Raw genomic sequence first — 25,575 nt, forward strand, 5'->3', positions numbered from 1 at the left:
AAACTTTTATCAAAACCTCATTGTCCCCAGCACAGTTTTTCCACATCTTTATACTGTAGAACATCCGGTGATCCGTATTCCGTGAATAGTATAGCTTTCATGATTCTCCTCGATAAATAAAATTGGTTATTTCTTTACGTATTACAGCGTAGGAGGTTTCAAGAAAGTCCTGCAATTTTTACTGCTTCGATCATTCGGCTTTTAACTCCCTCAACACTTCCTGCGTATACTCCTATCAACGGCGAAGATGAGCGATACGCCCATGGTGTATCGCTCATCTTCAAAAGCTATTTCTTATAATGTAACGCAACAACTCCCGAACGAAACGTTTTTGACCCGACAAGTTTTAATGTCAGGTCCCTGCCCGTTTCGAACAAGCGCGGACCTTTTCCCGCAATGATCAGGTGAACGACAAAGTGATACTCTCGTCAATGAGATCCCATTGTGCAACTTGCGCTGCGATGTTTAATCCACCAATGAAATATTTCCCTGGCTGTTGTTTTAACTTCATAATCTCTTCTCGAAGATTTGCGTGGAAAAGCGTCGTGTTGTTCCACTCCGCTCTTCAACGTCGTTGAAAAGACAATCTTTGGGATTGAATCGAATGTACGCGCAATTCGTTGGTCCGTTCGTTTCCGATTGATCCACTGCGACATCGTGCCAGTACGGATACATCAAGTGATACGTGTTGCGTCCGAGAATTTCAACGCCTGAATCACGCAAGAGCAGTGAAGTACTCGTGCATTTGTCGTCGACGATCCCCGTTTCATGACCACAACAGCCGTCTATCGTGATGTTGATTGCAAAAATAACTTTTCTCATTTGTTGTTCTTCTGACATTATTTTAATCCTTTATTATCGAAGGAAAGTGTGCCAACGCAAACATGAAGATTTCAAACGCAATGACTCTGAAATAAAAAATCGTTGGAGATAGTATAAACCCAATTATTTTTAGCATTAAATTTTTATTCATCCCATCCATCATCATTCGGCCTTAACTCCCTCAACACCTGATCCGTATGCTCCCCCATCAATGGCGGATGCAGACGATACTGCACGGGCGTATCGCTCATCTTCAATGGTGAGCCAACCAAAGGCAGTTCGCCAATTGTCGGGTGATCCATCTTCACAAGCATCCCACGCTCTTTGACAGTCGGCATTGAAAAGACCTGCTCAAAGCCTTGGATCGGTCCGCATGGGATTTCGGCTTTGTCCAGTTTCGCCAGCCACTCAGAGACAGAAGCGTTGTTAAAAATGGATGCCAGCAAGGGAATGATCTCTGCGCGGTTTTGCACACGCCCAGAATTCGTGGCGAATTTTTCATCCACTGCAATTTCAGGTTTCCCAAGCATTTCACACAAGCGCAAAAATTGTTTATCATTCCCCACCGCGATCGCAAACCAACCATCACTGGCTTGAAAACTTTGATACGGAACAATGTTCGCATGCGCATTGCCGTGACGTTTCGGCAGTTTGCCAGAGATCAAATAATTACTAGCCACATTCGCCAGCCAGCCCAACTGCGAATCAAATAATGAAATATCAAGATGCTGCCCGCGCCCGGTCATTGTCCGCGCCTGTAATGCGGCTAGGATCGCAATGATCGCATTTTGCCCCGCGAACAAATCCACGACTGCCACGCCTGTTTTCATCGGCTCGCCTTCGGGCTCACCCGTGATGCTCATCAATCCGCCCAGCGCCTGGATCATAAAATCATAACCGGGCTTATCCTTCATCGAACCTGTCTGCCCAAAACCTGTGATCGAGCAATAGATCAACTTTGGATTCAACTCATGCAGGGTTTCAAAATCCAGACCAAATTTTTCCAGCGTACCGGGGCGGAAATTTTCAACCAGCACATCACTTTGCAATGCAAGGTCGCGCAAAACTTTTTGCCCTCATCCGTTTTCAAGTTGATCACAATCCCGCGCTTGTTACGGTTGACGCATAAATAATACGCGCTCTCCCCTCCCGCGAACGGCGGCCCCCAGCCGCGAGTCTCATCACCTTCGGGCGGCTCCACTTTGATCACATCCGCACCCAAGTCACCGAGAACCATCGTACAATAAGGGCCAGCCAACACGCGGCTTAGATCCAACACACGAATTCCTTGTAAGGGTTGCATAACTCTCCTACTTCCCGTCATTGCGAGGAGCGGAGCGACGAAGCAATCTCCGTGACAATGTTGGAGATTGCTTCGGGCGAAAGAACACCGCCCTCGCAATGACGAAAAAAAAACAATATGAAACGTGACCTCTATTTTAGCAAACCAATCATGAATGCGGCGGGATCATTGGGATTCGCGCCTGATCCGCGCAACGGGATTGATCTGGATTCATTCGGGGCGTTCATCACGAATCCGATCTCTCTGCGCTCGCGCCTGCCGGCTGCCCAACCGGCTGTGATCGAATTCCCCGGCGGATTCCTGCTACATACCGGCCTGCCGAATGACGGGTTATCGTCTGTGATCAAAAAACATGGCGCACGCTGGAACCGCGCAGACATGCCCATCATTGTCAACCTGATGGCTGACCGCCCCGAAGAGACTCAGCAAATGGTAAGAAGCCTTGAGAATATCGAGAACGTGATGGCGGTGGAACTTGGCTTCGCGCCATTATTATCGGACGATATTATTCTATTGAATTTGGAAATGTGTGTTGGGGAATTGCCGTTAATATTTTCATTGCCCGCTGAACAAGTATTATCACTGGGGCCAAAGTTAATTCAAGGCGGCGCAGCGGCCATCAGCATATCAAGTCCGCGCGGGGCGGTGATGCAGGGCGAAAAATTGATCACTGGCAGGCTGTATGGCCGATCATTATTTCCGCGCTCGTTGGATCTTGTCCGCTCGGCGAGGATGATCGGGCTTCCCATCATTGGAGCGGGAGGGGTGTGGACAGAACAAGACGCGGCGGATATGCTGTCAGCTGGGGCAATGGCTGTCGAAACAGATGCCCAGCTATGGGTCCCGAAAGAAGCGATTTAGACCATTGACCATAGATGATGGACCATCCCCAGCAACAATAGTCAACAGTCAATTGTCTATCTTCTAAAAAGAAAAGAGCCCCGCTTTTCAGCGGGACTCTTTTTGGTTGGTTAAGAATTACAGAACTACGACGTCAGCAGCTTGTAAACCTTTGGGGCCTTTTTCGATTGTGAATTCGACTTTCTGGCCTTCCTGAAGGTTCTTGAAGCCGTCGCCCTTGATGGCAGAGAAGTGGACGAAGACATCCGGGCCGCCTTCACGTTCGATGAAGCCGAAACCCTTAGTACCATTGAACCATTTAACCGTACCGATTACACGATCAGACATTTTTTGCCTCCTACAGCAAATAAAAAAATAAGGTGACGCAGTATGTCTTTCATCGGGCGGTCAAAAAAACTTCTCAAAGTCGTCCCTTGATCCATTGTCTTTATACTTCCACAACGAAAAGCCACTTGCATCCTACGAGCGCAACTTTATCATGAAATTCTCATATTGACAATTATTTTGCGGGTACCAAAATCATGACAGGAATATGACGGTGAGCGGCGCGGATCTTGTAAAGATCATAGCCTTTGTAATAGGACACAGCCATGTCCCAATATTTTTGGTACTCCTCACCAGCGGCTTCATGAGCGATGTATTCAGCCGATCGCCCTTTCCATTCAACCTGACATTTCGGGTTGGCTTTGAGGTTGTAATACCATGAGGGGTTGTTTGTTTGCCCAAAGTTAGAGGCGATCAACGCGATTTTTTCATGCTCACTAAATCCATACAAGACAAGAGAGCGCGGCTGTTTACTTTTTGCGCCGATCGTTGTGATCCGCAATGCGGGTATCCCCACAAGCTTGCTGGAAAAGAAAAAACGCCCCGCGCTTATCTTCCAGAAAAAGCCATCCACTCTGTGAAGGACGGGAGTGATTACTGCCGTGACCGATCTTTGCATAAAGATGGTAAGCAAGCCGCGTTGGAATTTGTTGGGATGTGATCTCATTACAATTATTTTTCCAGCCAGATCGTGACAGGTCCATTATTGTGAATTTCCACATCCATGTGCGCGCCGAACTGACCCGTTTGAGTCGGCACACCGTGACTGCGTAATAACTCAACAAATCGATCCACTAACGGAGAAGCAACTTCGGGTAATGCCGCGTCAATAAATGACGGGCGTCTTCCCTTGCGGGTATCAGCATACAAGGTGAATTGTGAAACGACAATGGCTTCCCCTTTCACATCCAACACCGAAAGATTGGTCTTGCCTTGATCATCTTCAAAGATGCGCAGGTTCGCTACTTTTTCAGCAAGGAAGGCCGCCTGCGATTCACCATCGCCATGACCAATGCCTAATAAAATCAGCAGACCATTTCCTATTTGGGAAATGGTCTTTTGTTCTACCATAACACTTGCCTGGGAAACTCGCTGGATCAATAAACGCATAAAATTTTCAAGGCAGGGGCGGGGTAACCCCGCCCCTACAAGATTATGGAAGTTGCATCGCTTCGCGCACTTCGACCATGGTCTGCTCGGCGATGGCACGGGCACGGTTTGCACCGTCATGCAAAATATCTTGGATCTTATTTGGGTCAGCCGCCAGTTCTGCGCGTTTGGCGCGGAAAGGCTCAAGATGTTTGTTCAGATTATTGGCGAAGCGTAGTTTGCAATCCACACAGCCAATACCCGCCTTGCGGCATTCGGTATTGATCATGTCCACTTCCTCTTGTTGAGAGAAGAGTTTGTGCATGGTGAACACGTTGCAAATATCCGGGTTGCCCGGGTCCGTGCGGCGCAGGCGAGCAGGGTCAGTGACCATTTCCTTGACACGCTTGACCGTCGCTTCGGGTGTGGTGGCGAGTTCAATGTGATTATTCAAACTCTTGCCCATTTTATCTTTGCCGTCAATGCCAAGCACCTTCAAGACTTCAGTATGTTTCACCTGTGGCTCAACCAACGCCTTTGTATGATAGCGATAATTGAAGGAGCGCACGATCTCGCGCGCGAATTCGATATGTGGGGCCTGGTCAATGCCGACTGGGACAATGTCCGTCTTGTACAGCACGATGTCCGCGGTCATCAACACAGGATAACCAACCAGACCATAATTAATATTCTCAGGCTGCTGGCGGACTTTCTCCTTGAAAGTCGGCAGATCGGTCAACTTGCCGAACTGTGTCACCATCGAAAGATAGGTATGCAGTTCCATCACCTGCGGCACATGCGACTGAACGAAGACAATGGAATCTTCTGGGCGGATCCCCGCCGCGAGCCAATCCAGCGCCATTTCCAAGGTATTCTGTTTCAGTTCCTGCGTGGTCTCGACCGTGGTCAGCGCGTGGACATCCACGATGCAGTAGATACAATCATACTCATTCTGCATCGCGACATAATTATTAATTGCGCCCAAATAATTTCCAAGATGCTGCTTCCCAGTTGGGCGTGCGCCCGAAAATACTCTGCCTTTTTTCGCCATTCTTTATCCTTCAACCATTTTATGAATGAGAGTGAGAACCTCGCCCGCTTCCGCGTGACGTTTCGCCTGTAATTTCGAGAAGACCAGTTCCCCGTTCACGCTGACCTCGAACCTGCCCCCGTCCGAGGGAATTAAAGCCACCGATTCGATCACATGCTCGACCTCTTTGAGTAATTCGTCCACCAGGCTCACGGCCCGATTGGTATAGTGTCAAACTGCGCAGTAGGTGATCTCTATTTTCAGCATGGAATTCTCCGTTTTCGATACTTTTATTAGAAAATTATAACATGGGGTCTCACAGACTTGCCCCTCCCCACCAATCACGCTATAATCTGTAGCGTTGTTATGGAAAGAAATGCAAGGAGAAAAAATGCCAGTCTATACTTATCGTTGTGAAGCTTGTGGGATCCAATTCGAACGCCATCAATCCTTCACAGACACCCCATTGAAGACCTGCCCCGAGTGCCGCAAGAAAGCGCTTAAGAAGGTCATTACCCCAACCAAGATCATCTTTAAGGGTTCAGGTTTCTACGCGACCGATCATAAATCCCCTTCGGGCGATACTTCCAAGATGAAGAAAGCCGACAAGGAAGAAAAGAAAAGCGAATCGAAGGAAACCACATCCACAGAAAGCAAGCCTGCTGCGGCTGAAACCAGCAAAAGCTCGGAAAAATAAAGGGTTGATTGAATAGAGCGGGACGATGGTCCCGCTCTATTTTTTTAAGAGAATGCCTATTTTTTTCGCCCCAGTTTCAAGGTCCAGATCGAAGCGAAGATCAGGGGAATGACAGCGAATGCCGCGCTGACAAACGCCATCGTGTTATATCCCAATGCGGCGAAGATAAATCCGCTGCTTAAACTCCCAACGGCGGAAGCTGACCCGACCATCAGGTCACTGAAGCCCTGCGTGCGCGAACGTTCCAACGGGGAAAGTTGATCGGCCAGCAGAGTGGAGCCGCCCACATAACAAAAATTCCAACCGAGTCCCAACAGAAATAGAGCAACGCCCAGCGGAAGCACATCGGGAGAGATCGTTGCCGCAACACAGGCGATCACAAGCGTCGCCGCGCCGACCATGATGACCTGTCCCCGCCCCCACTGGTCGGAGAGCCGCCCGGAAATGATCGAGAAGGCATACATGCCGACCGTGTGGGCAGAGATGACGATCGAGATGTCACCGAGCATGTGATCATGGTCGCGCATATGCAGGGATGTGATCACCATGACCAGCACCATCACCATCTGTCCCAGCACCATGCTGATCACTGCAACTTGCGCGGCAGGTTGACGAAGGATTTCGCGCACGCTTCGCACTTCGCCCGAGCCTGTCACTGCCTCCGGGAATTTTGCCGCCACCTCTTTACCGATCTCACGCGGATCGGGGCGCAGTCCAAAGAAAACGACCACTGCCGCAATTGCAAACAGGATCATACATACCAGGTAGACCCCTGCGAGTTCATCACCTGTAAAAGGTTTGACCAACGCACCGGCGGGTCCTGCCACAAAAGGACCGATCACCGAGCCGACCGTCCCGCCGATGACCACATTGGAAATGGCGCGTCCGCGATGTTCGGGACGATTGACTTCCGCCGCCGCAAAACGACCTAATTGGACCGCAGAATTTGTAACGCCCATCAGGATCATGCCGCCAAGAAAGACCGGGAATGAGTGGATCATGATGGCATAGAACGCAATGCCCGAACCCAGAACGCCAATGCTCAAGCCAACAGTCAACCCGCCGCGGCGGCCGATGGCATCAAAAACATAGCCCCACATAAATGCGGCAAACGCGCCTGCCAAAAGATACACGGCAGACGGAACACCCGCCCAGCTTGAATGGCCGCTAAGTTCTTTGCCGACAATGGAGTTGAGGGTTGCCGCCGCGATAAATCCCGCCGAAGCCAGGGACTGTTGAGCAAAAAGAATGGTCGTTATTTTGCGCGCAATGGATTCAAGATTCGTCATCGATTGTCCTTATATAAAGATGCGAGATTATACCTGCAACAAAAGCGACCTTGAGCAAAAACTCAAGGTCGCTTTCAAATCAATTATTTTTTTACTATCGTCCCATCGCATCCATGATCGCTACGGAAGCGATCTGAACGATGGCATTCACATCGTCACCAGTCTGCAGGACGTGTACAGGTGCGCCGACGCCGAGCAAGATCGGTCCGATGGCTTTGGCATTTCCAAGACGAGCCAAAAGCTTGTAGGCGATGTTCGCTGACTCAAGCGATGGGAATACCAATACATTGGCATCCTTCACCGCGCTGAACGGATAGCGTTCTTCTCCGATTTCCGGCACAACAGCGGTATCCGCTTGCATTTCGCCATCCACGCGCAGGTCGGGGCGGCGGGCTTTGATCAACTCAACAGCCTTGCGGACCTTGTTCGAAAGCGGGTGCGGCGTGGAACCGAAGTTCGAGAAGGAGAGGAAAGCCACATGCGGGTCTATCTCCAGCTTCTTGGCGTAATCCGCTGCCAGGGCGGCGATGTCCGCGAGGTCTTCAGCTGTCGGATCGATATTCACAGTCGCATCGGTGAAGAGGAAGACTTTTTCCTCAAAGATCATAATGTACACACCCGCTGCGCGTGCGACACCGGGGGCGGTGCCGTGGACCTGCAAGGCGGGACGGATCACATCAGGATAATCATAGGTCAGACCGGAAATAAACGCATCCGCATCACCCATCTTGACCATCAATGAACCGAGGATGTTGGGGTCACGCACTTTCTTGATCGCGTCATGCAGCATCATGCCCTTGCGCTGACGCAGCTCATAGAAGGACTTGGCGTAGGCCTCGATCTTTCCGAATTTATCGGGATCAACCACCTCGGGTTTGTACTCCATGCCAAGGGTGGTAATCTGTGCTTCGATCACATCCTGACGTCCGATCAAAACAGGAGTGGCAATGCCTTCCTCCTGAATTTGATACGCGGCACGGATGATCTTCTGCTCTTCGCCTTCCGCGAACGCGATGCGTTTTGTGCCGCCCGAAGATCGCGCCTTGTTCTGGAAGAAGTAGCGGATGCGCTCGCCCTTGCCCTGGCGGTACGCAAGCTGTTCCTTGTATTCGTCAATGTCAATGGGCTTGCGCGCAAAACCGGTCTTCATCGCCATTGCAGCAACGGCGGGAGCTTCCCAAAGCAGGACACGCGGATCCAATGGTTTGGGGATGATGTACTCGCGCCCAAACTTGATCGCTTCGCCGCCATAAGCGCGGATAACAGAATCCGGCACATCCTCCTTGGCAAGCGCGGCCAAAGCCTGGGAGGCAGCGAACTTCATCTCTTCGTTGATCTGCCTTGCGCGCACATCCAAAGCACCGCGGAAGATGTATGGGAAGCCAAGCACATTGTTCACCTGGTTTGCATAATCAGAACGACCTGTCGCGATGATCACGTCCTTGCGGGCCGCCTTTGCCAACTCAGGCTTGATCTCGGGGTCGGGATTCGCCATCGCAAAGATGATCGGGTCAGCCGCCATGGTCTTGACCATCTCGGGCGTTAATACATTCGCCACAGAAAGGCCGTAGAACACATCCGCGCCTTGAACTGCATCGGACAGGGTACGGTGTCCTTTATCGTCCACTGCAAGAAGGTCCTTGTACTTGTTCATACCTTCCTTGCGTCCTTTATAGACAACACCCTTCGTATCCACGAGCATGATATTTTCGCGCTTCACACCCCAACTGATCGCCAGTTCCGCGCAAGAGATGGCCGAAGCGCCCGCGCCGGAAATAACAATGTTGATCTCATCATGCCGCTTGCCGACAATCTCCAAAGCATTTGCCAAAGCCGCAGATGAAATGATCGCAGTGCCGTGCTGATCGTCGTGGAAGACGGGAATATTCAGCATCTTCTTGAGTTCTTCTTCGATGTAGAAACATTCGGGGGCTTTGATATCTTCGAGATTGATCCCGCCAAAGGTCGGAGAGATCGCGGCCACTACCTTGATGATCTCATCCGGGTCGTGGGAATCCAATTCAATGTCAAAAACATCAATATCCGCAAATTTTTTAAATAACACCCCTTTGCCTTCCATAACAGGCTTGCTTGCCAGGGCACCGCGGTCGCCAAGACCCAGGATCGCTGTACCATTGGACACAACCGCCACTAAATTGCCTTTGGACGTGTATTCATAGGCGTCATCAGGGTTTTTCTCGATATCCAAAACAGGTTCCGCCACGCCAGGCGAATACGCCAAACTCAAATCTCTCTGCGTATCCATCGGTTTGGTCGGCACAACTGCGATCTTGCCAGGCTTACCCTTTAGACGATGATATTCAAGCGCATCTTCACGTGTGATCTTAGCCATACAGCCTCCATTGAAATAGACAGAAATCGTACAAATCCTCCGAATTATTGCACAACCTGTCAGATTCACCTAGTTCCATTTGTCACGAATTTTTTGATTAGGTTTCCCCCTATGCGCAAAAATTAATGTATAATTCAAATAATCCTTCGGGATTTCATTACGAAACTTTCGCCGCGTACGGCTTGGCTTGAAACTAACTGGAAAATGGTGCACGCTCCTCCCCCAATAAATGGGAGTTAATTTGTGAAGTCTATCAGGGATATTTTTTGAGAACATTCAACAGGCTTCACCTGAAATTCTGTGCTGTAGATGATGTAAACCGTCATTTACGTTTTGAACTATCTCCTCTCGCCTCTTAAGCGACTGTGAGTTGACTCAGCCAACCCAGACATTTTCAACAGCCAGGGCCGATTCCGTCGGAGGCCTTGGCTGTTTACTTAATGTTAATGAAAAAGATAACCGCCATCACAGCACAAAAGCACAAACCCGATCGGGTGAATATTTTCCTCGATGGAGAGTTCGCTTTCGGGCTGGCACGCATCACAGCCGCATGGCTAAAAACGGGAGATGTACTCAGCGAAGAAAAGATAGGCAAATTGCAGGCAGACGATACACGCGAACGCGCCTATCAACAAGCACTGCTCTATCTTAGTTATCGCGCCCGTTCAGAAAAGGAAATAAGACAGAACTTACGCAAGCATGAAATCCCAGACGAGATCGTAGAGGAAACTCTTGAACGACTCAAAAGGTCCAGGCTTGCGGATGACAATCAATTTGCCCAAATGTGGGTGGAAAATCGAAGTACATTCCGCCCGCGCAGCAAACGAGCATTGGAGATCGAATTACGCCAAAAGGGACTCAACAATGAAGCAATCCAGGCATCCCTGTCCGAAGTGGACGAAGATGCCCTCGCCTACGAAGCAGGCCTGAAACGAGCGGCCCGATTCAAAGGTCAGGAGTGGAACGAGTTTCGTAAGAAGTTGAGCGAATTCCTTGCCCGTCGTGGATTCTCATATTCCACCATCGCGCCCATCGTCACCAGAATATGGAACGAAACACGCCTTGATGCACAACAATACGAAGACGAGGACATACCATGAATCCTATTTTAGTTTTACTTATTGATTTTATAACGCTGATCATAGGCGTTGCCGCAGGATATTTTTTCCACCGCTATCAAGCTGATATCGCCGCCAAAGCGAAGCAGGAAAAAGCCGACGATATTTTAAAAGCCGCAACGTCACAGGCGCGTTTGATCGAAAGCGGTTCGCGTGAAAGCGCGACCAAGATCATTCAGGCGGCAGAATCAGAAATGAAGGAACGCCGCATAGAGTTGAACCGCGAAACTGAGCGGCTTGACAAACGCCGCGGCGAACTTGACAGCCGCTTCGACAAGATCGAACAACGCGAAGCAACATTGAATAAGCGCCAATCACAAGTTGACAAGCGCGCCAATGAAATTGACAAACTGTACGAAGATCAAGCAAAAAAACTTGAGCAAGTCGCCAACATGACCCAGGATGAAGCGCGCAAGGAATTGTTCGCTTCGGTTGAAAAAGAAGCTCGCGGCGATATGGCGCGCATCATCCGCCAGATCGAAGCGGAAGCACGCGAAGAAGGCGAAAAACGCGCCCGCAAGTTGATCGCAGACGCGATCCAGCGTGTGGCATCTGAACATGTGGCTGAAGTCACTCGCGCCGTTGTGACGCTGCCAAGCGAAGAAATGAAGGGACGCATCGTCGGCCGCAACGGACGCAATATCAAAGCCTTCGAACAGGCAGCTGGCGTGGATGTGATCGTGGACGATACTCCCGATTCTGTGACCGTCTCCTGCTTTGACTCGGTGCGCCGTGAAATTGGCCGCCGCGCGTTATCCAAGTTAATTCTCGATGGACGCATCCATCCCGCACATATTGAAAAGATCGTGGAAGATGAGACCAAGGCGGTTGAAAAGATCATCAATGAAGCAGGTGAACAGGCCGCATACGAAGCCAATGTGACCGGCTTGCATATCGAAGTCCTGCGTATGATGGGGCGTCTGAAGTTCCGCACATCGTATGGACAGAATCAGCTTGCCCATGCAGTCGAAGTTTCCAAGCTGGCTGGCATTCTCGCCGCAGAACTTGGCGCGAACATCGAGCTATCCAAGCAAGGCGGTTTCCTGCATGATATTGGCAAAGCCATGGATCATAATCAGGATGGCACGCACGCAGGCCTGGGCGCGGAATTCTGCAAACGCTATGGCGTCAACCCTGTTGTAGTGAATGCGATCGCTTCGCACCACCATGAAATTGATCAGGATACTGTTGAAGCGGTCATCGCTGAAGCAGCAGACGCGATCTCCGGCGCCCGTCCCGGTGCCCGCCGCGAAGATCTCGAAGCCTACATCAAACGCATCCGCTCACTCGAAGAAATGTCCATGTCATTTGACGGCGTACAACAAGCCTTCGCCATTCAGGCGGGACGCGAAGTCCGCATTCTCGTCAAACCCGATCAAATTGACGACCTATCCTCCGCAAGATTGGCTCGTGACATTGCGAAAAAGATCGAAGAGACCATGCAATATCCAGGTCAGATCCGCGTGACCGTTATCCGCGAAACACGCTCCACTGAATACGCCAAGTAAACATTAAAAAATTAAAGCAATGAACTTCCCCATCGCTCAAGATGCTAAAATCACCATTGCATCTTGAGCGATGTTTTTTATTAAAAAATCACTGTGCTAGAGTTGGCTATGGAGGATCTATGAAAACATCCTATCTCACGAATCTCACCTGCTCAAACTGCGGAAAATCCTATTCCGCAGAAACAGTTCAAACATTCTGTACGGACTGTAATTCAGCGCTTATTTCCAATTACTATCTAAATGCTGCAAGAGAGCATTTGGATCGGGATGAAATTACCAAACGTCCAAAGGGCATGTGGCGCTGGCAAGAACTACTGCCGGTGCGCGAACCGCAAAATATGGTCACCTTGGGCGAAGGCGATACAGGCTTATTACCACTCCCCCGCATTGGAAACACGCTTGGTCTTTCCAATCTCTTTGTAAAAGATGAAAGCACCAACCCAACCGGTTCGTTCAAGGCACGTGGACTTTCAGCGGCGGTATCCAAAGCCAAAGAACTGGGAATCAACAAGGTCATCATCCCCACCGCAGGCAATGCCGGCGGAGCGATGGCCGCCTATGCCGCGCGCGCCGGGATGAGATCGCTTATCTACATGCCCAGAGATACACCCTCGGCAAACATGATCGAAAGCCGCATCGTCGGCGCGGAAGTCATCCTGGTAGATGGACTCATCAGCGACGCTGCAAAATTAGCCGGCGAAAAAGCCCGTGCCGAAGGCTGGTTCGATCTTTCCACATTTAAGGAACCCTACCGCATGGAAGGCAAAAAGATTATGGGATACGAACTGGCAGAAGCCTTCAACTGGACATTGCCTGATGTCATCATCTACCCAACCGGGGGAGGCACAGGTCTGGTCGGCATGTGGAAGGCATTCAATGAACTTGAAGAACTTGGCTGGCTGGAGAAGACCAAACGTCCGCGCATGGTCTCGGTGCAGGCGGAAGGCTGTGCGCCGGTGATAAAAGCTTTCAACTCAGGCGCATCATCTTGTGAGTTTTGGACAGGCGCGCAAACAATGGCGTCTGGTCTGCGCGTGCCAAAAAGTTTCGCAGACCGTCTCATTCTTGCAAATATCCGCGAGAGTGCAGGGACAGCGGTTGCGGTCAGTGACGCTTCCATCATCAAAGCACAAAAAGAGCTTGCCGTGCAGGAAGGCATCTTCGCGGCTCCGGAAGGAGCCGCAACATTAGCGGCTTTGAAGGAACTTGTCATGCAAAAATGGATACAACCTGATGAACGAGTTGTTCTATTCAACACAGGCACAGGATTGAAATATCTCGATCTGGTTGAATAAAAGTTAAACTCAAAGGCGGGAAGGTTAGGCGCTCCCGCCTTTGAGTCGGGGGGGCTTAAAATTGAATCACTGTTGGGTAAAGCATTAATTCATCAATAAATTCATTCAATTCGTCATCCGTCAATCTTCTCCCCATACCCGCATACGCCACGAGCATGGCTTCGTTCATATTTGTACCAAAAGAACGGCCATCGAAACGCGGCGTAGTGGTGATCAATATTTTCACGCCGCGAGACCTTAGCAGATCGATATTTTCTTCCGTAGTAGTGTTCGTCACAACAGTTTTTCCAGACAGATCCATCGGCATGTATTTCCGCATAAAAAGAAAATCACCGGCGATCAAGTCAGACTCATTAAAGTATTTCGTGTACTTCGGTTCTTGTTCCGCGCCGTCACTGCCATAGAAGATCATGTTCATCGGGAAATGACTGACAATCGGCAGCATGACTCGCGCGACTCGTTTGAAGGCGGGGATACCATAAATGGGAATTGGAACTCCCAGGGCAACCATCAAATCACCGAACACAGTTCTATCCGCGACCTCGGCAACTGCTTCAGCCAGACCAGATCGATCCACTGCCACGGGGACAAATGCCTGCTTAAAGTGGACATCTCCCAGTTGAGATTTTGCCAGTTGAAACACACGCCGCTCTAGGGTGTGCTTAAGTCCACGACCATCACAGAGCGGAGTCTGCTTGATACCAGAGACAAGCTTGAGCGCGGCGTGAAGCGGGTATTCTTTTTCATCCAAACGAAGATAAAGATCCACGCCGCCTACGCCAAATGCATCCACTTTTCCGTCCAAATCCAGATACATGCGGCGCGCCTTCTCGATGTCGCCATCTGTGCCAATGCGCTCAACAAGGATCTCCTGCCCATTAAGGTTCACCCGCACACTTTTATCGCGACTTGAGCTTCCAAGACTGATGCTAACCGCGCGTTTCATAACAGCATTATGGATTTACATTGAATGTCGGCAGGGTGCCGTTCGAAAAAATTAAATTTGGGAAGACGCCATCCGGAGTAAATATAAGTTTATCGGTATCCTTGATTGCCGCCGAATTTGCCAGCGCAATTTGCAAGGAAACAAATGCCGGGGAATTCCTGTAAAGTTCAGCCAGAGCCAATTCCTTGGCGATATCGACCAAAGCCTGTTGATCTGCGACTTTTTGCTGGAGTGCGATTAATTCCAATTGGACTTGCGTATTAATTTTTTCCTGCTCGATCACGGCAAGTTCGGCTTCCAACTGCTGGCGCTTGATATCCTGCAAAATAGCCTGCTGCCTTGCCTCTTCCTGCAGTTTGGATTGTTCTACACGAATGCGGCCTTCTTCTACAGCTTGTTGGGCAATGGCTTCCTGTTTGGCCTTTTCTGCGTCCTGTTTTGCTTTTTCAGTGGCCAAGCGGCTTTGCACAATGGCATCCAACCCAGCCTGCACTTCGGGTGATATGGAAATTTGCGGCACGGCTACGTTGCGGACTTCCAATCCCAGCGGTTCAGCCAAACCGCCCAGCTCATCATCGATGCATGCCCGCAGATCGTCGCGCCCGGACCCAATGACAGCTTCATCAAATTTCTTATCACCTACACAAACCTTCATGGCTTGCAAAGTAAAAGCGGTCATGCGTTGCTGAAGAGATTCATCGTTCAAATAAATATTTCGATAGCGTGAATAATTCGAGATAACAATATCAGCTTCGCGCGGACGAAACACATCAGCAGTGACTTCCAAGCCAATACGCTGCTTATCAATCGTGATCAATTCGGGGTCATCGACCGTAATGGCAACAGCGCTGGTCGTGATCTTAACCAGATCCACGAACAGGCCAAAATCATATGCAATTCCAGGCTGTACTACACCCTGGATCTCACCAGCTTCGATCCGTACACCAACCTGATCATTCTCGATTACTTCAAAATACCAGAAAGAACGGCTGATTCCGGCGAGCACAGCGATCACAACGACCGCGATAATCGAACCAATCAGCCAGCCTGGAATTAATGAAAAGAAGGATCTTCTTGGACCAAAAGATGATGAGTCTGTCTTTGGGTTTTGAGCATTCGGGTTTTTCATTTTCATCTCCTTACATTTTGTGAATATAGTGGAATTACTTGATTCCCACGAATGGATTATGTTTCTTCTCATGCCCCACCGTTGTTTCAGAACCGTGGCCTGACAACAAAAGGGTTTCATTGGGCATTGTAAAAATTTGTGTGCGGATACTATTTTCCAATGCAGCCCAATCCCCCCCGGGCAGATCTGTTCGGCCAACGCTGTCTTTGAAGATCAGGTCACCGCAGAAGCAAATACCATCTTTGGCAACATATAAAACGCAAAGTCCGCGCGTATGCCCAGGGGTGTGCCGGACCTCAAATTCGTTCGAGCCAAGTTTGAGAGTCATGCCATGCACAAAATCGATCGTCGGTTCGGGACCGGGGTCAATATCAAAGCCATAGAGTGCGCCGCCCCCGCCCGCACGCCAGAGGACATGGTCATCTGGATGCAGTGCCACATGCGGAAGTGGATTCAACGCATCCGCGATCGCCGCCGCACCACCGATATGATCGAAATGCGCGTGCGTGTACCAAAGATGACCGATCCGCCAGCCGCGATCTTGAGCAGTTTTGAGGATGAGATGTCCATCCCATGAGGGGTCAATGACAGCCGCTTCTTTAGTTTCAGCATCAGCAACAAGATAGGCGTTCGTTTGGGCAGGACCCAAAGTAAAGGATACTATTTCAAGCATGGCTCACCTTCCGGGGTAAAAACATATAACTTACAACGATCGAAACCATGATCAACCCAACCGCAAGCGGATAAAGGATCATCGGGTCACGTTCAAACAAAAAACCAGCGATTGGCGGTGTGAGAATAAAGATGATCGCGCTGACAGTTTCCATGATGCCATAGGTCACCCCCATTTGCGATTCATGCACAAGCTCGCGCGCCTGCGCCATTGCCATCGGACGGCTTGCGCGGAATCCGCCCAACAGGAAATATCCCAAGGCGAAAGCAGGCAGAGACGTACCTTTCCAAATTAACAAAGCGAACAGGATCACCAAAGCCTGAGTAAATAAATATCCGCGGCGGGGGTTGGCACGGCTGAACGTGATGGCCAGCAGTGAGTTTCCCAAGGCACCCGCTGTAAAGATCAAGCCAGTCTGGCTCAGGGAAAGTCCGCGCACCCCTTCAAGGAAATTCGGAGTGAGCGGCTGTGCGATGTACATTGAAAAAATGGCAAATGCAAGCACCCCGATGAGCGTGATAAATTGTTTGTTGCTCCTCAGGCTCGGCGGAGGATCATCCGGGTCATGATGGTCGATTGGCTGACTTTCAATAAAGTACATAAAAATATTTGAAAAAACAAACACAACTGCGGCAACATAAAAACTCATGCGCATGCCGTAATGGTCACCAATCCATCCGCCTGTAACAGGTCCCAGCACCATGCCCATGCCAAAGGTCGCAGTGGTGAGCGAGAGCACAGTTCCCACAGGCCACTTCCCACGCGCAGCAGTCACATAACTACCCAAAGGGGATGAGACAAAAGCCGTCAACCCGTAAGCAAACAGGCCGACCAGAAAAAGCGGCAGTTTCAGAGCAATGCCCATGGTCAATGTAGAAACCAATCCAAGTACCCACGCGCCAACCAGCAGCGGTCTGCGCCCGATTCGATCAGCAAGATGCCCCGCAGGGATATGCGTGATCGCCATGAAAAAACCAAAAGCGCCGAGGATCAATCCGATCTCAGATTTACTTAAAAGAAATTGCAGGTCAAGATAGATCGGCACAAAATTAAAGAACATCCCTTCGCCAAATCCCCACAGGAATAAAGCCGCCGCCACGAAAAACAAATTACGATTCAATTCGACTCTCCACCCGCTGGATAAATTTTCCGGCAGTTTCAAACACCTGATGGCGAGCCGCATCACGCGTAACAACATGACCTGATCCAGTCACGTATAGCTTGGTCTTGTCTGATGCATTCACCAGACGTTCGTAAATCTTCTCCATATTCTCAGGCAGCACATACGCATCATCTTTTGAATGGATCAGCATCACAGGCACGGTTATTTTAGGCAAAGCCGCATGCATCTTATCCAGCAAAAGCTTCAACTCCGCCGCCGAGCGGATCGGATTCAAAGGATATGAGATATGTTCCTGATAGGCTTCCTTGTCAAACCAGCCTGTGCCAGGCTCGCCCTTGGTCTTTGGAAGATATGTTTTGAAATAGCTATAGAGTTGAATTTGCCACGCGGGATGTTCATCTGGGATCTCATACGGCGCGGAAATGGTTAACACCCCTCTCACATCCAGTTTTGTGGACATCAGCAAAGACAATGCCCCGCCCATCGAAAGTCCAACGAAATAGATCCGATCCGTTACACCCCGCAGGAGATTGTAACCATCTTCAACAGAAGCAGTCCAATCGGTCCAGCGCGAACGAACCATATCCTTGGGGCGGGTTGCGTGTCCCGCCAGTCTCACACCGAGACAGGTGAAACCAAGTTCACGATTAAGGTATTCCCCCATCCAGCGCATTTCCTTGGGCGTGCCGGTGAATCCATGAATAAGCAAAATGCCTGTACGATTACCAGGCAGGAAAAAAGGTTCAGCAGTTTGTATGGTTTGAGTGTTCACGCGTTGATTATATCAATGAGCCCGCGCAACCCCAATTCATACGAACGCCAGCCAAACCCGCTGACCTTCCCCTTACACACCGCCGAAACAAAAGATGTATGCCGAAACTCCTCGCGCGCATACACATTTGAAAGATGAACCTCGATCACAGGAATCACAATTGCGGAAATCGCATCACGCAGCGCAACAGAAGTGTGAGTGTACCCGCCAGGATTAAATACCACACCGCTCGCCCAAGTCCGCGCATCGTGCAACGCATCAATCAACGCGCCTTCATGATTCGATTGCAGACATTTTATTTCCGTGCCAAGTTCTTTTCCCAGCGCGATCATCTTTTCGTTAATATCATCCAAAGTCATCGCGCCATAGATTTCTGGCTCACGAGTACCAAGCAAATTTAAATTCGGACCGTGCAAAAGTAAAATTTTCATATTCACTCCAATACCGATTCCAAGTCAGTCACCTCCACCAACTCCACCTTGCCGATCTCAACAGGCAAAGCAAAGCGAATGGCTTTCACATTCTTCTTTTTATCCACCCGCATCGCGCGGATGATTTCTTCACGCGGCATGGCTTCAGGGATTTGAACTGGTAGTCCCAGCGACTTGAACGACTGAGTCACCGCCTCTACCAACCCGTCGCCTGCCAGCCCTACACGGGCAGCATACTTCGCCTCAGCCACTGTGCCAATAGCAATCGCCTCTCCATGCCGCAGTTTAAACTTGCTGACAAGTTCCACCGCGTGCCCAACCGTATGTCCCAAATTCAACGCCGCGCGGATTCCCTTTTCGTACGGGTCCTCCTCAATGACTTTGATCTTGACCGCCATCGCGCGTTTGACAACTTCTTCGAGATTGGCTTTCACCCAATCCAATCCACGTAAACATAAATTGAATAATTCAGGGTCAGAAATAATTCCATGCTTGACCACTTCCGCCATGCCAGAGATCAACTCCGCTTCGGGCAATGTACCAAGCAATTGCGGATCAGCCAACACCAACTTTGGTGGGTAAAAAGCACCGATCAAATTCTTTCCTTCGGGCAAGTCAAAGCCCGTCTTCCCGCCAAGGGACGCGTCCACCATGGAAAGCAAAGTTGTTGGCACACCAACCCAATTAATTCCGCGCATATAAGTTGATGAAGCAAATCCCGCCATGTCACTGATCACACCGCCGCCAAGGGCAATGACTGTGCTTTTACGATCCAATCCGTTTTCGAGAAAGGCTTTCCACATACGAGAGATGGTTTCAAGGTTTTTATGCTCTTCACCTGCAGGGATAATGATAGCCTTCGCCTGCAAGAGGGCTTGCATCTTTTCGAGATGAAATTTCGCCACGTTCTCATCGGTGACAAGGATGGGGTTTTGCATGGGGAAGTTTGCCAGGTTGGAAACCTGACCTACGATTGCATCGTACTCGCCCATCGCGGAGAGATGATGTCGTCCCAACACAACTTGCGCATGGTGGGCATTTTGCTCGGCAGTTTTTCCATCCACATGGATCAGCATGGGGAAAGAATTGTAATGTTCTGCGCGCTTTGACAACAAAGAGGTTAACTTCTCGTGCAAGTCACCAGCCAGCAAAGGACGATTTCCAGCCTCATAATGCAATCGTTCGAGCAAAGTAGACAACTCCGCCATCAGAAGTAGAACCTTGCCATTGCTTTCAGCGATATTACGATTCTCATCACGCAACAAAGCGCCGCCACCCAAGGCAAACACGCTTTCTTTTTCATTCAACAAATTTCTCAACGCTGTAGATTCAAGATCACGAAAAGTAAGCTCGCCTTGCTGTTCCATGATTTGCGAAATAGGCATCCCTGCATTTGTTTCAATGACGCGGTCAAGATCAATGAAGGGAAGTTTGAGATTATGGGCAAGTTTTTTTCCGACTGTGGATTTGCCAGTCCCAGGAGGGCCGTAGAGGAAGATGTGAGTCATAGTGAAAAGAATGAATGATGAATAGGGGATGTTTACTTCTCATTCCCAAAAAATATGCGAGACGTTATCCATCGGCAGGTCTTCGAGGGTGGCTTTACGCAAGGATTCGAAGCGCGGCTTCATTTCGTTGAGCGAGTCACCACCGAGTTTTTCGAGGAGCGCATCTGCTAAAACGAAAGCAACCATTGATTCCAAAATTGGCACGGCACGCGGCACGGGGCAGAAATCGGAGCGTTCATATTTGGTGGGAGATTCTGTCCCTGACGCCAGATCAACTGTCGGCTGGGGAAGAAGCGTGGTGGCGATCGGCTTCATCGCGGCGCGGATGATGATCGGCTGCCCATTGCTGATTCCCCCTTCGATACCGCCTGCTCGATTCGAGTGACGAGTAACGAGTGACGAGGCAAGAGACATTGCATCGTGGGCTTCGGTACCGATTCGTTTTGCATTTTCAAATGCATCGCCAACTTCCACGCCTTTAATGGCTTGCACAGACATAATGGCGAGTGCGAGTTTGGCTTCGAGACGGCGATCCCATTGGACAAAACTTCCCAGGCCAACAGGGACATTGAGTGCAACGATTTCAAGCACACCACCGAGAGTGTTTTTGCCATGAATGGTCTTTTCGATTTCATCACGCATTTTTTTTGCAGAGGATTCAACGGGGCAGCGCACATCGGATTCTTCAGCGCGGGCGAAGCGTTCTTCAAAAGGCATGTCGCCGAAATCAGTTTGCACTTCACCAATGGATGAGACATACCCTCCGACGATTATCCCAAACTGCGCAAGAAAATGTTTGCATACCGCACCAGCTGCGACACGCATGGTAGTTTCGCGGGCAGAAGCGCGTTCCAACGCAGGGCGTAGATCTTTGTATCCATATTTGACCGCGCCTGTTAAATCCGCGTGGCCTGGGCGAGGGGCGGTCATCGGCTCGATGGCTTTTCCCTTCCATTTGACATGGTCATCGTTTTGCACGAGCAATGCAATCGGCGCACCTGTGGTCTCGCCGCCCATCACACCACCGAGGATTTGGACGGTATCTTTCTCGATCTTCATGCGCCCACCAGAGCCGTATCCCTGCTGGCGGCGGGCAAGTTCTTTGTTGATAATTTCGGGTGTGAGGGGAAGTCCAGCGGGGAGACCATCGAGGATGGTGGTTAATGATGGACCGTGGGATTCTCCAGCAGTTAAAAATCGAAGCATAATTTCTCCATTCACAAAGTAGGGGCGACCCATCATGGTCGTCCATGGTTTTAATTAATCAGGTCGGGTCGCGCTTACGGCATCAAACAGCACATCTCTTGGCGGGGTGTGACCTGTCCAGAGTTGAAAGGCGAGGGCGGCTTGTTCAATTAACATGCCAAGTCCTGTGACAGCAGAACATCCCTGTGCACGGGCGTCTTTCACCAATTTTGTTTCGCGTGGATTGTAGACCAGATCATAAATCATGGTATGTTTGGAAAGAATTGCATCTTTAGGCAAAGGTGAGGTCCCAATGTTGGGGGTCATTCCCAAAGGTGTGGTGTTGACGATCAAAATGAAGGTTGAAGGTTGAAAGTCAAAGGTCGAAAGTCGTAATTGGTCAACTTCGCAAATGATTGGCAAGTTGTTGGGCTTGTTCGATTCTGCGGGCGGCGAGGGTAATGTTCCAACCGTCATTGAGCAGAGCATACACAACAGCCCGCGCTGAACCACCTGCGCCTAAAATCAATGCGGAATGATGATTGATGAATGATGAATTCCAAACCCGTTTCAAATCAGTAAGAAATCCTAGCGCATCAGTATTTTCTCCAATGAGTTTATTTTCACGCATATAAATCGTATTAACAGCACCAATGGCTTGAGCAGTTGGTGTGAGTTCATCCATGAATTCGATCACATTTTGTTTATGGGGAATGGTGACATTTAGCCCAGTTATTTCTCCAGAGCGGATGCGGCCAAGCAAATCTTTCAATCCCTGCTTATCGTCAGGAGCAATTGGAAACAATGAATAGTTCCCATTCAAGCCACATGCTTTCAATGCCGCGCCATGAATTTTTGGGGACAAACTATGCCCGAGTGGATAACCGATCAATCCAAGTTGAATCATCGCAAGGTATCCAATACTTCAAAAAAGTCAGGGAAAGTCTTGGAAACACAGGATGGGTTTTCGATAGTTACCCCGTCGAAGCGCAAACCTATAAGAGAAAATGCCATTGCCATGCGGTGGTCATTATAGGTTTGAACGTTGGCAGGTTTGAAGGTTTGGCACGGATAAATGGTCATGCCATCTTCGTGTTCTTCGACTTCTACTCCAAGCCGTTTAAGCTCGGTGCAGGTTGCATGGACGCGGTCTGTCTCTTTGACACGCGCGGAAGCAATACCGCGAATTCTGGTTGGGGATAAAGCAAATGGCGCAACAGCCGCAAGTGTTTGGGCGGTATCAGGGATGTCGCGCATATCCACGTCAACTCCGTGGAGGGACGATGGAGAGTAGACAGTGATTGAGTTATCGGCTTCTTCAACTTTACATCCCATCTGCTTCAAGACATCGAGGAAGGCGATATCACCTTGCACAGATTTACGCGAGATGTTTTCCACTTTGACCGTTCCACCGCAAATGGCGGGAGCGGCGAAGAAGTAAGAAGCAGCGGAGGCGTCAGATTCAATCGGGTAATTGGTAAGTGGTAAGTAAGATGAAGGATGAATAGTAAAACGTGAATATTGATCGCGCTGGATATCCACGCCAAAATCTTTCATGATGGCAATGGTCATGGCCACGTAAGGTTTGGAGTTTAAGTCGGTGGTGAGTTCGATTTCAATGGCAGATTGAGCGTAAGGGGCGGTCATCAGCAAAGCGGATAAAAACTGAGATGAAATATCCCCCGCAATTTTTGTCTTTCCTCCCTTCAAACCTGTCGCAGTAATTTTTACTGGCGGACAAATCTGCTTTCCGCCTTCTGTCTTCTGCAACGGTTGAATATCACACCCTAGCTCCTCTAAGGCTTCGACTAAATCTCCAATTGGACGCTCGCGCATGCGCGGCTCGCCGTCCAAAATGTATTCACCATTTCCGAGGGTGAGAAACGCGGAGAGGAATCTCGCGGCAGTGCCAGCGTTGCCGATAAAGAGTTCTGCTTTGGCTGAAGGGATTTTTCCGTCCATGCCTGTGACAGTCATTGAGTGATTGGCCTCATCGAGTTGAACATCAAATCCGAGGGTTTGCAGCGCTTTTGCAAAGTAACGGGAGTCATCGGAAAACAAAGCATTTATTAAGTACGTGGTCCCATTTGCAAGCGAAGCAATGAGCAAGGCGCGATTGGTCAACGACTTTGACCCAGGCACGCGGACAGTCGCATTCAGCGGGTGTGAGATCGGGTTGATTTTTAGTGAAGAGTTCATTGAGTAAAAGTCTGGTATTTGCTTTGTGCTTCGTTCAAAATGGATTCGAGTTTTGAGAAATCTTCCAAGGTCAAAGCGGATTCGATCTCTGTCAGTTGACTTTGCATTCCATGCAAAGCGTTTAATACATTTTCGCGGTTTGATTGCAAGACACCCAGCATCATGGATGAAGATGTGCCAGCCAATCTACTTGTCGATTTGAAACCTGGGCCGATAAAGGATGTGACATCTTCTGAAGTGGCGAGTGCAAGCGCAGAAGATATCAAAAACGGTAAATGGCTCGTAGATGCGAGGATGCGGTCATGTTCAACAGCATCGAGGATTTTGCCTTTTGCTCCAAGAGATTCAATGATCTGATTCGCGGCGGAGAGTGCTCGCTGAGATGTTCTCGCCAGCGGGGTCAGCAAAAACGGCGCTGCGTAATATAAAGTTCTTTCAGCGTTTGCCAGCGAAAGTTTTTCCTTACCGCAGATAGGATGTCCGCCGATAGGGTCAAAATTTCCGGGCAGGCGTGACATGGATTCAACGATCAACTTTTTCGTAGAACCCATGTCCATTACGATGCAAGAGTTGGGTGTGAACGATGGCAGCTGCTCAAGCAGAGTCAAGATCGCGGGGACAGGCGCGGACAGGATCACAAGGTCAACTTCAGGGAGCAGGCTGGCGGGGTTACTGTCGGCAAAATCCACAATATGTTGGGACAAAGCAAGATCGAGCGTAGGGGGGTGCGGATCAATCCCATAAAGCGCAGCACATTTGCCGCGTAAACCCAACGCGAGCGAGCCGCCCATCAATCCCAATCCGATGATCGCGATTTTTGATTCTGCGAGATTAAAGTCAGGCTGTTGCATGTTGAGAGACGACGAGACGACGATCAACCGCTTCTGCCACCGCTTTGACCTGCTTCACCATTTTGGCAAATGCCTCAGGGGTGAGAGATTGCTTGCCATCTGAGATGGCATGTGCGGGATCTTGATGAACCTCGACGATGATGCCGTCAGCACCTGCGGCAACGCCTGCCTTTGCAACAGCGGAAACAAATGCTGAGTCACCTGTGGAGTGACTTGGATCAATGATGACGGGCAGATGTGTAAGTTTCTTGAGAACAGGAACAGCATTGATATCAGTGGTATTGCGCGTGGCGGTTTCAAAAGTGCGGATGCCGCGTTCGCACAACATGACGCGTGTGTTGCCGCCACTGATGATGTATTCACTCGCCATCAACATTTCTTCGATGGTGGCGGACATACCGCGCTTGAAGAGTACAGGCGTGCGGGTTTCGCCGATGGCGCGCAGCAAATTAAAGTTTTGCATGTTCCGCGCGCCAAGTTGAAAGACATCCACATACTTGGTCATCATTTCAATTTGCGAAACAGCCATCACTTCGACAACCAGAGGCAGACCTGTTTTTTCGCGGGCCTCGACCATATATTCGAGGCCCTCTTCACCAAGACCCTGAAATGCATACGGTGATGTACGCGGCTTAAAGACGCCGCCGCGCAACGCGTTTGCGCCGCCTTCCTTAACTGCCTGCGCGATCTCGAGAATTTGCGCGCGGGACTCAACTGAGCATGGACCTGCAATGATCGGGATTTCAATGCCACCAATGGAGAAACCGTCAAGCTGAAAAACAGAATCCTGTTCGTGGAATTGACGTGAGGCGAGTTTATACGGTTTGGAAATACGCTGGACTTCCATCACACCTGGGAAGGCTTCGAAGATTTCCTTGGCAACGTAGTGACCGTCACCGACCGCGCCAATAATGGTTTGCTCCACCCCAAAGATGGGATGGGATGTTAATTTTTGTTTTTCGATCTCGGCAATAACTGCGTCAATTTGTTCGCGGGGCGCACCTGGGTGCATGATGATCATCATAGTGGAACTCCTTAAGGATGAAATATGAATTATGAAAGATAAATA

General features: G+C 49.8%; 24 protein-coding genes and 3 pseudogenes. 5 read left to right on the forward strand and 22 right to left on the reverse strand.

The genetic code is table 11. The annotated features are described in order from the left end of the window. Positions 1 to 287: 287 nt before the first annotated feature. A pseudogene (locus tag IPL17_RS06860) lies at positions 288 to 822 on the reverse strand (dihydrofolate reductase family protein). A gap of 143 nt (positions 823 to 965) precedes the next feature. Then, a pseudogene (locus IPL17_RS06865) lies at positions 966 to 2,125 on the reverse strand (CoA transferase). Positions 2,126 to 2,242: 117 nt separating this feature from the next. Here IPL17_RS06865 and IPL17_RS06870 point away from each other — a divergent pair. Continuing rightward, positions 2,243 to 2,986 carry a hypothetical protein gene (locus IPL17_RS06870; RefSeq protein ID WP_345306338.1) on the forward strand — a complete coding sequence of 248 codons (744 nt, stop codon included), beginning with the start codon at positions 2,243 to 2,245 and terminating at the stop codon, positions 2,984 to 2,986. Between the two features lie 117 nt (positions 2,987 to 3,103). On the opposite strand, the gene IPL17_RS06875 is transcribed toward IPL17_RS06870, so the two are convergent. From IPL17_RS06875 to IPL17_RS06895, 5 genes and pseudogenes are all read right to left on the reverse strand, one after another. Beyond that, a complete protein-coding gene (locus IPL17_RS06875; RefSeq protein WP_345306339.1) occupies positions 3,104 to 3,313 on the reverse strand; it encodes a cold-shock protein in 210 nt (69 codons plus the stop codon). A 172-nt stretch (positions 3,314 to 3,485) separates the two neighbouring features. Continuing rightward, the gene (locus IPL17_RS06880; RefSeq protein WP_345306340.1) at positions 3,486 to 3,977 is read right to left on the reverse strand and encodes a nitroreductase family deazaflavin-dependent oxidoreductase; all 492 of its coding nucleotides are present in this window, start codon (positions 3,975 to 3,977) and stop codon (positions 3,486 to 3,488) included. Between the two features lie 5 nt (positions 3,978 to 3,982). After that, positions 3,983 to 4,420, reverse strand: a complete 438-nt coding sequence (gene dtd, locus IPL17_RS06885; RefSeq protein WP_345306341.1) for a D-aminoacyl-tRNA deacylase — start codon at positions 4,418 to 4,420, stop codon at positions 3,983 to 3,985. 43 nt (positions 4,421 to 4,463) lie between these two features. Next, complete coding sequence (trpS, locus tag IPL17_RS06890) at positions 4,464 to 5,450, reverse strand: tryptophan--tRNA ligase (RefSeq protein ID WP_345306342.1); 987 nt, start codon at positions 5,448 to 5,450, stop codon at positions 4,464 to 4,466. Positions 5,451 to 5,453: 3 nt separating this feature from the next. Beyond that, positions 5,454 to 5,645 (reverse strand): annotated as a pseudogene (locus IPL17_RS06895) (Rdx family protein); the annotation flags it as partial. A 175-nt stretch (positions 5,646 to 5,820) separates the two neighbouring features. Between IPL17_RS06895 and IPL17_RS06900 the strand changes: the two are divergent. After that, the gene (locus tag IPL17_RS06900; protein ID WP_345306343.1) at positions 5,821 to 6,126 is read left to right on the forward strand and encodes a zinc ribbon domain-containing protein; all 306 of its coding nucleotides are present in this window, start codon (positions 5,821 to 5,823) and stop codon (positions 6,124 to 6,126) included. A gap of 56 nt (positions 6,127 to 6,182) precedes the next feature. Here the strand turns inward: IPL17_RS06900 and IPL17_RS06905 are convergent, their stop codons facing one another. Next, on the reverse strand, positions 6,183 to 7,415 hold the full coding sequence (locus tag IPL17_RS06905; RefSeq protein WP_345306344.1) for an MFS transporter: 1,233 nt from the start codon (positions 7,413 to 7,415) through the stop codon (positions 6,183 to 6,185). A 94-nt stretch (positions 7,416 to 7,509) separates the two neighbouring features. Beyond that, complete coding sequence (locus IPL17_RS06910) at positions 7,510 to 9,768, reverse strand: NADP-dependent malic enzyme (RefSeq protein WP_345306345.1); 2,259 nt, start codon at positions 9,766 to 9,768, stop codon at positions 7,510 to 7,512. A 446-nt stretch (positions 9,769 to 10,214) separates the two neighbouring features. On the opposite strand from IPL17_RS06910, the gene IPL17_RS06915 reads away from it, so the two are divergent. The 3 genes from IPL17_RS06915 to IPL17_RS06925 all read left to right on the forward strand — a co-directional run bounded on the left by IPL17_RS06915 (position 10,215) and on the right by IPL17_RS06925 (position 13,689). Continuing rightward, positions 10,215 to 10,868, forward strand: a complete 654-nt coding sequence (locus IPL17_RS06915) for a RecX family transcriptional regulator (RefSeq protein ID WP_345306346.1) — start codon at positions 10,215 to 10,217, stop codon at positions 10,866 to 10,868. Then, positions 10,865 to 12,394, forward strand: coding sequence for a ribonuclease Y (rny, locus tag IPL17_RS06920; RefSeq protein WP_345306347.1), 1,530 nt, complete (start codon positions 10,865 to 10,867; stop codon positions 12,392 to 12,394). Before IPL17_RS06915 ends, rny begins: the two co-directional genes overlap by 4 nt. 119 nt (positions 12,395 to 12,513) lie before the next feature. After that, complete coding sequence (locus IPL17_RS06925) at positions 12,514 to 13,689, forward strand: threonine synthase (protein WP_345306348.1); 1,176 nt, start codon at positions 12,514 to 12,516, stop codon at positions 13,687 to 13,689. Between the two features lie 55 nt (positions 13,690 to 13,744). Here the strand turns inward: IPL17_RS06925 and IPL17_RS06930 are convergent, their stop codons facing one another. Genes IPL17_RS06930 through aroF form a run of 13 tightly spaced genes read right to left on the reverse strand, consistent with a single transcriptional unit; the run spans position 13,745 to position 25,530 of the window. Further along, complete coding sequence (locus IPL17_RS06930) at positions 13,745 to 14,635, reverse strand: quinate 5-dehydrogenase (protein WP_345306349.1); 891 nt, start codon at positions 14,633 to 14,635, stop codon at positions 13,745 to 13,747. A gap of 7 nt (positions 14,636 to 14,642) precedes the next feature. Beyond that, positions 14,643 to 15,764 carry an SPFH domain-containing protein gene (locus IPL17_RS06935; protein ID WP_345306350.1) on the reverse strand — a complete coding sequence of 374 codons (1,122 nt, stop codon included), beginning with the start codon at positions 15,762 to 15,764 and terminating at the stop codon, positions 14,643 to 14,645. Between the two features lie 34 nt (positions 15,765 to 15,798). After that, positions 15,799 to 16,437, reverse strand: a complete 639-nt coding sequence (locus IPL17_RS06940; RefSeq protein ID WP_345306351.1) for an MBL fold metallo-hydrolase — start codon at positions 16,435 to 16,437, stop codon at positions 15,799 to 15,801. Further along, positions 16,430 to 17,557 carry an MFS transporter gene (locus tag IPL17_RS06945; RefSeq protein WP_345306352.1) on the reverse strand — a complete coding sequence of 376 codons (1,128 nt, stop codon included), beginning with the start codon at positions 17,555 to 17,557 and terminating at the stop codon, positions 16,430 to 16,432. Before IPL17_RS06945 ends, IPL17_RS06940 begins: the two co-directional genes overlap by 8 nt. Beyond that, positions 17,547 to 18,332, reverse strand: a complete 786-nt coding sequence (locus IPL17_RS06950; protein WP_345306353.1) for an alpha/beta fold hydrolase — start codon at positions 18,330 to 18,332, stop codon at positions 17,547 to 17,549. The genes IPL17_RS06945 and IPL17_RS06950 overlap by 11 nt, the downstream gene beginning before the upstream one ends. Continuing rightward, entirely contained in the window at positions 18,329 to 18,763 is a 435-nt protein-coding gene (gene aroQ, locus IPL17_RS06955) for a type II 3-dehydroquinate dehydratase (RefSeq protein WP_345306354.1), read from the reverse strand. The genes IPL17_RS06950 and aroQ overlap by 4 nt, the downstream gene beginning before the upstream one ends. A gap of 2 nt (positions 18,764 to 18,765) precedes the next feature. Further along, a complete protein-coding gene (gene aroB / locus IPL17_RS06960) occupies positions 18,766 to 20,271 on the reverse strand; it encodes a 3-dehydroquinate synthase (RefSeq protein ID WP_345306355.1) in 1,506 nt (501 codons plus the stop codon). Positions 20,272 to 20,310: 39 nt separating this feature from the next. Next, a complete protein-coding gene (gene aroC / locus IPL17_RS06965; RefSeq protein ID WP_345306356.1) occupies positions 20,311 to 21,477 on the reverse strand; it encodes a chorismate synthase in 1,167 nt (388 codons plus the stop codon). 54 nt (positions 21,478 to 21,531) lie between these two features. Then, on the reverse strand, positions 21,532 to 21,879 hold the full coding sequence (locus IPL17_RS06970) for a hypothetical protein (RefSeq protein WP_345306357.1): 348 nt from the start codon (positions 21,877 to 21,879) through the stop codon (positions 21,532 to 21,534). Next, positions 21,857 to 22,363 (reverse strand): hypothetical protein, encoded by a 507-nt coding sequence (locus tag IPL17_RS06975; RefSeq protein ID WP_345306358.1) that lies wholly within the window; start codon positions 22,361 to 22,363, stop codon positions 21,857 to 21,859. The genes IPL17_RS06970 and IPL17_RS06975 overlap by 23 nt, the downstream gene beginning before the upstream one ends. Next, the gene (aroA, locus tag IPL17_RS06980) at positions 22,360 to 23,655 is read right to left on the reverse strand and encodes a 3-phosphoshikimate 1-carboxyvinyltransferase (protein ID WP_345306359.1); all 1,296 of its coding nucleotides are present in this window, start codon (positions 23,653 to 23,655) and stop codon (positions 22,360 to 22,362) included. Before aroA ends, IPL17_RS06975 begins: the two co-directional genes overlap by 4 nt. Continuing rightward, positions 23,652 to 24,506 (reverse strand): prephenate dehydrogenase/arogenate dehydrogenase family protein, encoded by an 855-nt coding sequence (locus IPL17_RS06985; protein ID WP_345306360.1) that lies wholly within the window; start codon positions 24,504 to 24,506, stop codon positions 23,652 to 23,654. The genes aroA and IPL17_RS06985 overlap by 4 nt, the downstream gene beginning before the upstream one ends. After that, on the reverse strand, positions 24,493 to 25,530 hold the full coding sequence (gene aroF / locus IPL17_RS06990; RefSeq protein ID WP_345306361.1) for a 3-deoxy-7-phosphoheptulonate synthase: 1,038 nt from the start codon (positions 25,528 to 25,530) through the stop codon (positions 24,493 to 24,495). The genes IPL17_RS06985 and aroF overlap by 14 nt, the downstream gene beginning before the upstream one ends. Positions 25,531 to 25,575: the final 45 nt, after the last annotated feature.

This window comes from Candidatus Villigracilis saccharophilus (assembly GCF_016711665.1).

What these genes read in the sequence shown, in the direction of transcription:
- IPL17_RS06870 (WP_345306338.1), top strand. Translation starts at nt 2,243, where the DNA reads ATGAAACGTGACCTCTATTTTAGCAAACCAATCATGAATGCGGCGGGA.
- IPL17_RS06875 (WP_345306339.1), bottom strand. Translation starts at nt 3,313, where the DNA reads ATGTCTGATCGTGTAATCGGTACGGTTAAATGGTTCAATGGTACTAAG.
- IPL17_RS06880 (WP_345306340.1), bottom strand. Translation starts at nt 3,977, where the DNA reads ATGAGATCACATCCCAACAAATTCCAACGCGGCTTGCTTACCATCTTT.
- dtd (WP_345306341.1), bottom strand. Translation starts at nt 4,420, where the DNA reads ATGCGTTTATTGATCCAGCGAGTTTCCCAGGCAAGTGTTATGGTAGAA.
- trpS (WP_345306342.1), bottom strand. Translation starts at nt 5,450, where the DNA reads ATGGCGAAAAAAGGCAGAGTATTTTCGGGCGCACGCCCAACTGGGAAG.
- IPL17_RS06900 (WP_345306343.1), top strand. Translation starts at nt 5,821, where the DNA reads ATGCCAGTCTATACTTATCGTTGTGAAGCTTGTGGGATCCAATTCGAA.
- IPL17_RS06905 (WP_345306344.1), bottom strand. Translation starts at nt 7,415, where the DNA reads ATGACGAATCTTGAATCCATTGCGCGCAAAATAACGACCATTCTTTTT.
- IPL17_RS06910 (WP_345306345.1), bottom strand. Translation starts at nt 9,768, where the DNA reads ATGGCTAAGATCACACGTGAAGATGCGCTTGAATATCATCGTCTAAAG.
- IPL17_RS06915 (WP_345306346.1), top strand. Translation starts at nt 10,215, where the DNA reads ATGAAAAAGATAACCGCCATCACAGCACAAAAGCACAAACCCGATCGG.
- rny (WP_345306347.1), top strand. Translation starts at nt 10,865, where the DNA reads ATGAATCCTATTTTAGTTTTACTTATTGATTTTATAACGCTGATCATA.
- IPL17_RS06925 (WP_345306348.1), top strand. Translation starts at nt 12,514, where the DNA reads ATGAAAACATCCTATCTCACGAATCTCACCTGCTCAAACTGCGGAAAA.
- IPL17_RS06930 (WP_345306349.1), bottom strand. Translation starts at nt 14,635, where the DNA reads ATGAAACGCGCGGTTAGCATCAGTCTTGGAAGCTCAAGTCGCGATAAA.
- IPL17_RS06935 (WP_345306350.1), bottom strand. Translation starts at nt 15,764, where the DNA reads ATGAAAAACCCGAATGCTCAAAACCCAAAGACAGACTCATCATCTTTT.
- IPL17_RS06940 (WP_345306351.1), bottom strand. Translation starts at nt 16,437, where the DNA reads ATGCTTGAAATAGTATCCTTTACTTTGGGTCCTGCCCAAACGAACGCC.
- aroQ (WP_345306354.1), bottom strand. Translation starts at nt 18,763, where the DNA reads ATGAAAATTTTACTTTTGCACGGTCCGAATTTAAATTTGCTTGGTACT.
- aroB (WP_345306355.1), bottom strand. Translation starts at nt 20,271, where the DNA reads ATGACTCACATCTTCCTCTACGGCCCTCCTGGGACTGGCAAATCCACA.
- aroC (WP_345306356.1), bottom strand. Translation starts at nt 21,477, where the DNA reads ATGCTTCGATTTTTAACTGCTGGAGAATCCCACGGTCCATCATTAACC.
- IPL17_RS06975 (WP_345306358.1), bottom strand. Translation starts at nt 22,363, where the DNA reads ATGATTCAACTTGGATTGATCGGTTATCCACTCGGGCATAGTTTGTCC.
- aroA (WP_345306359.1), bottom strand. Translation starts at nt 23,655, where the DNA reads ATGAACTCTTCACTAAAAATCAACCCGATCTCACACCCGCTGAATGCG.
- IPL17_RS06985 (WP_345306360.1), bottom strand. Translation starts at nt 24,506, where the DNA reads ATGCAACAGCCTGACTTTAATCTCGCAGAATCAAAAATCGCGATCATC.
- aroF (WP_345306361.1), bottom strand. Translation starts at nt 25,530, where the DNA reads ATGATGATCATCATGCACCCAGGTGCGCCCCGCGAACAAATTGACGCA.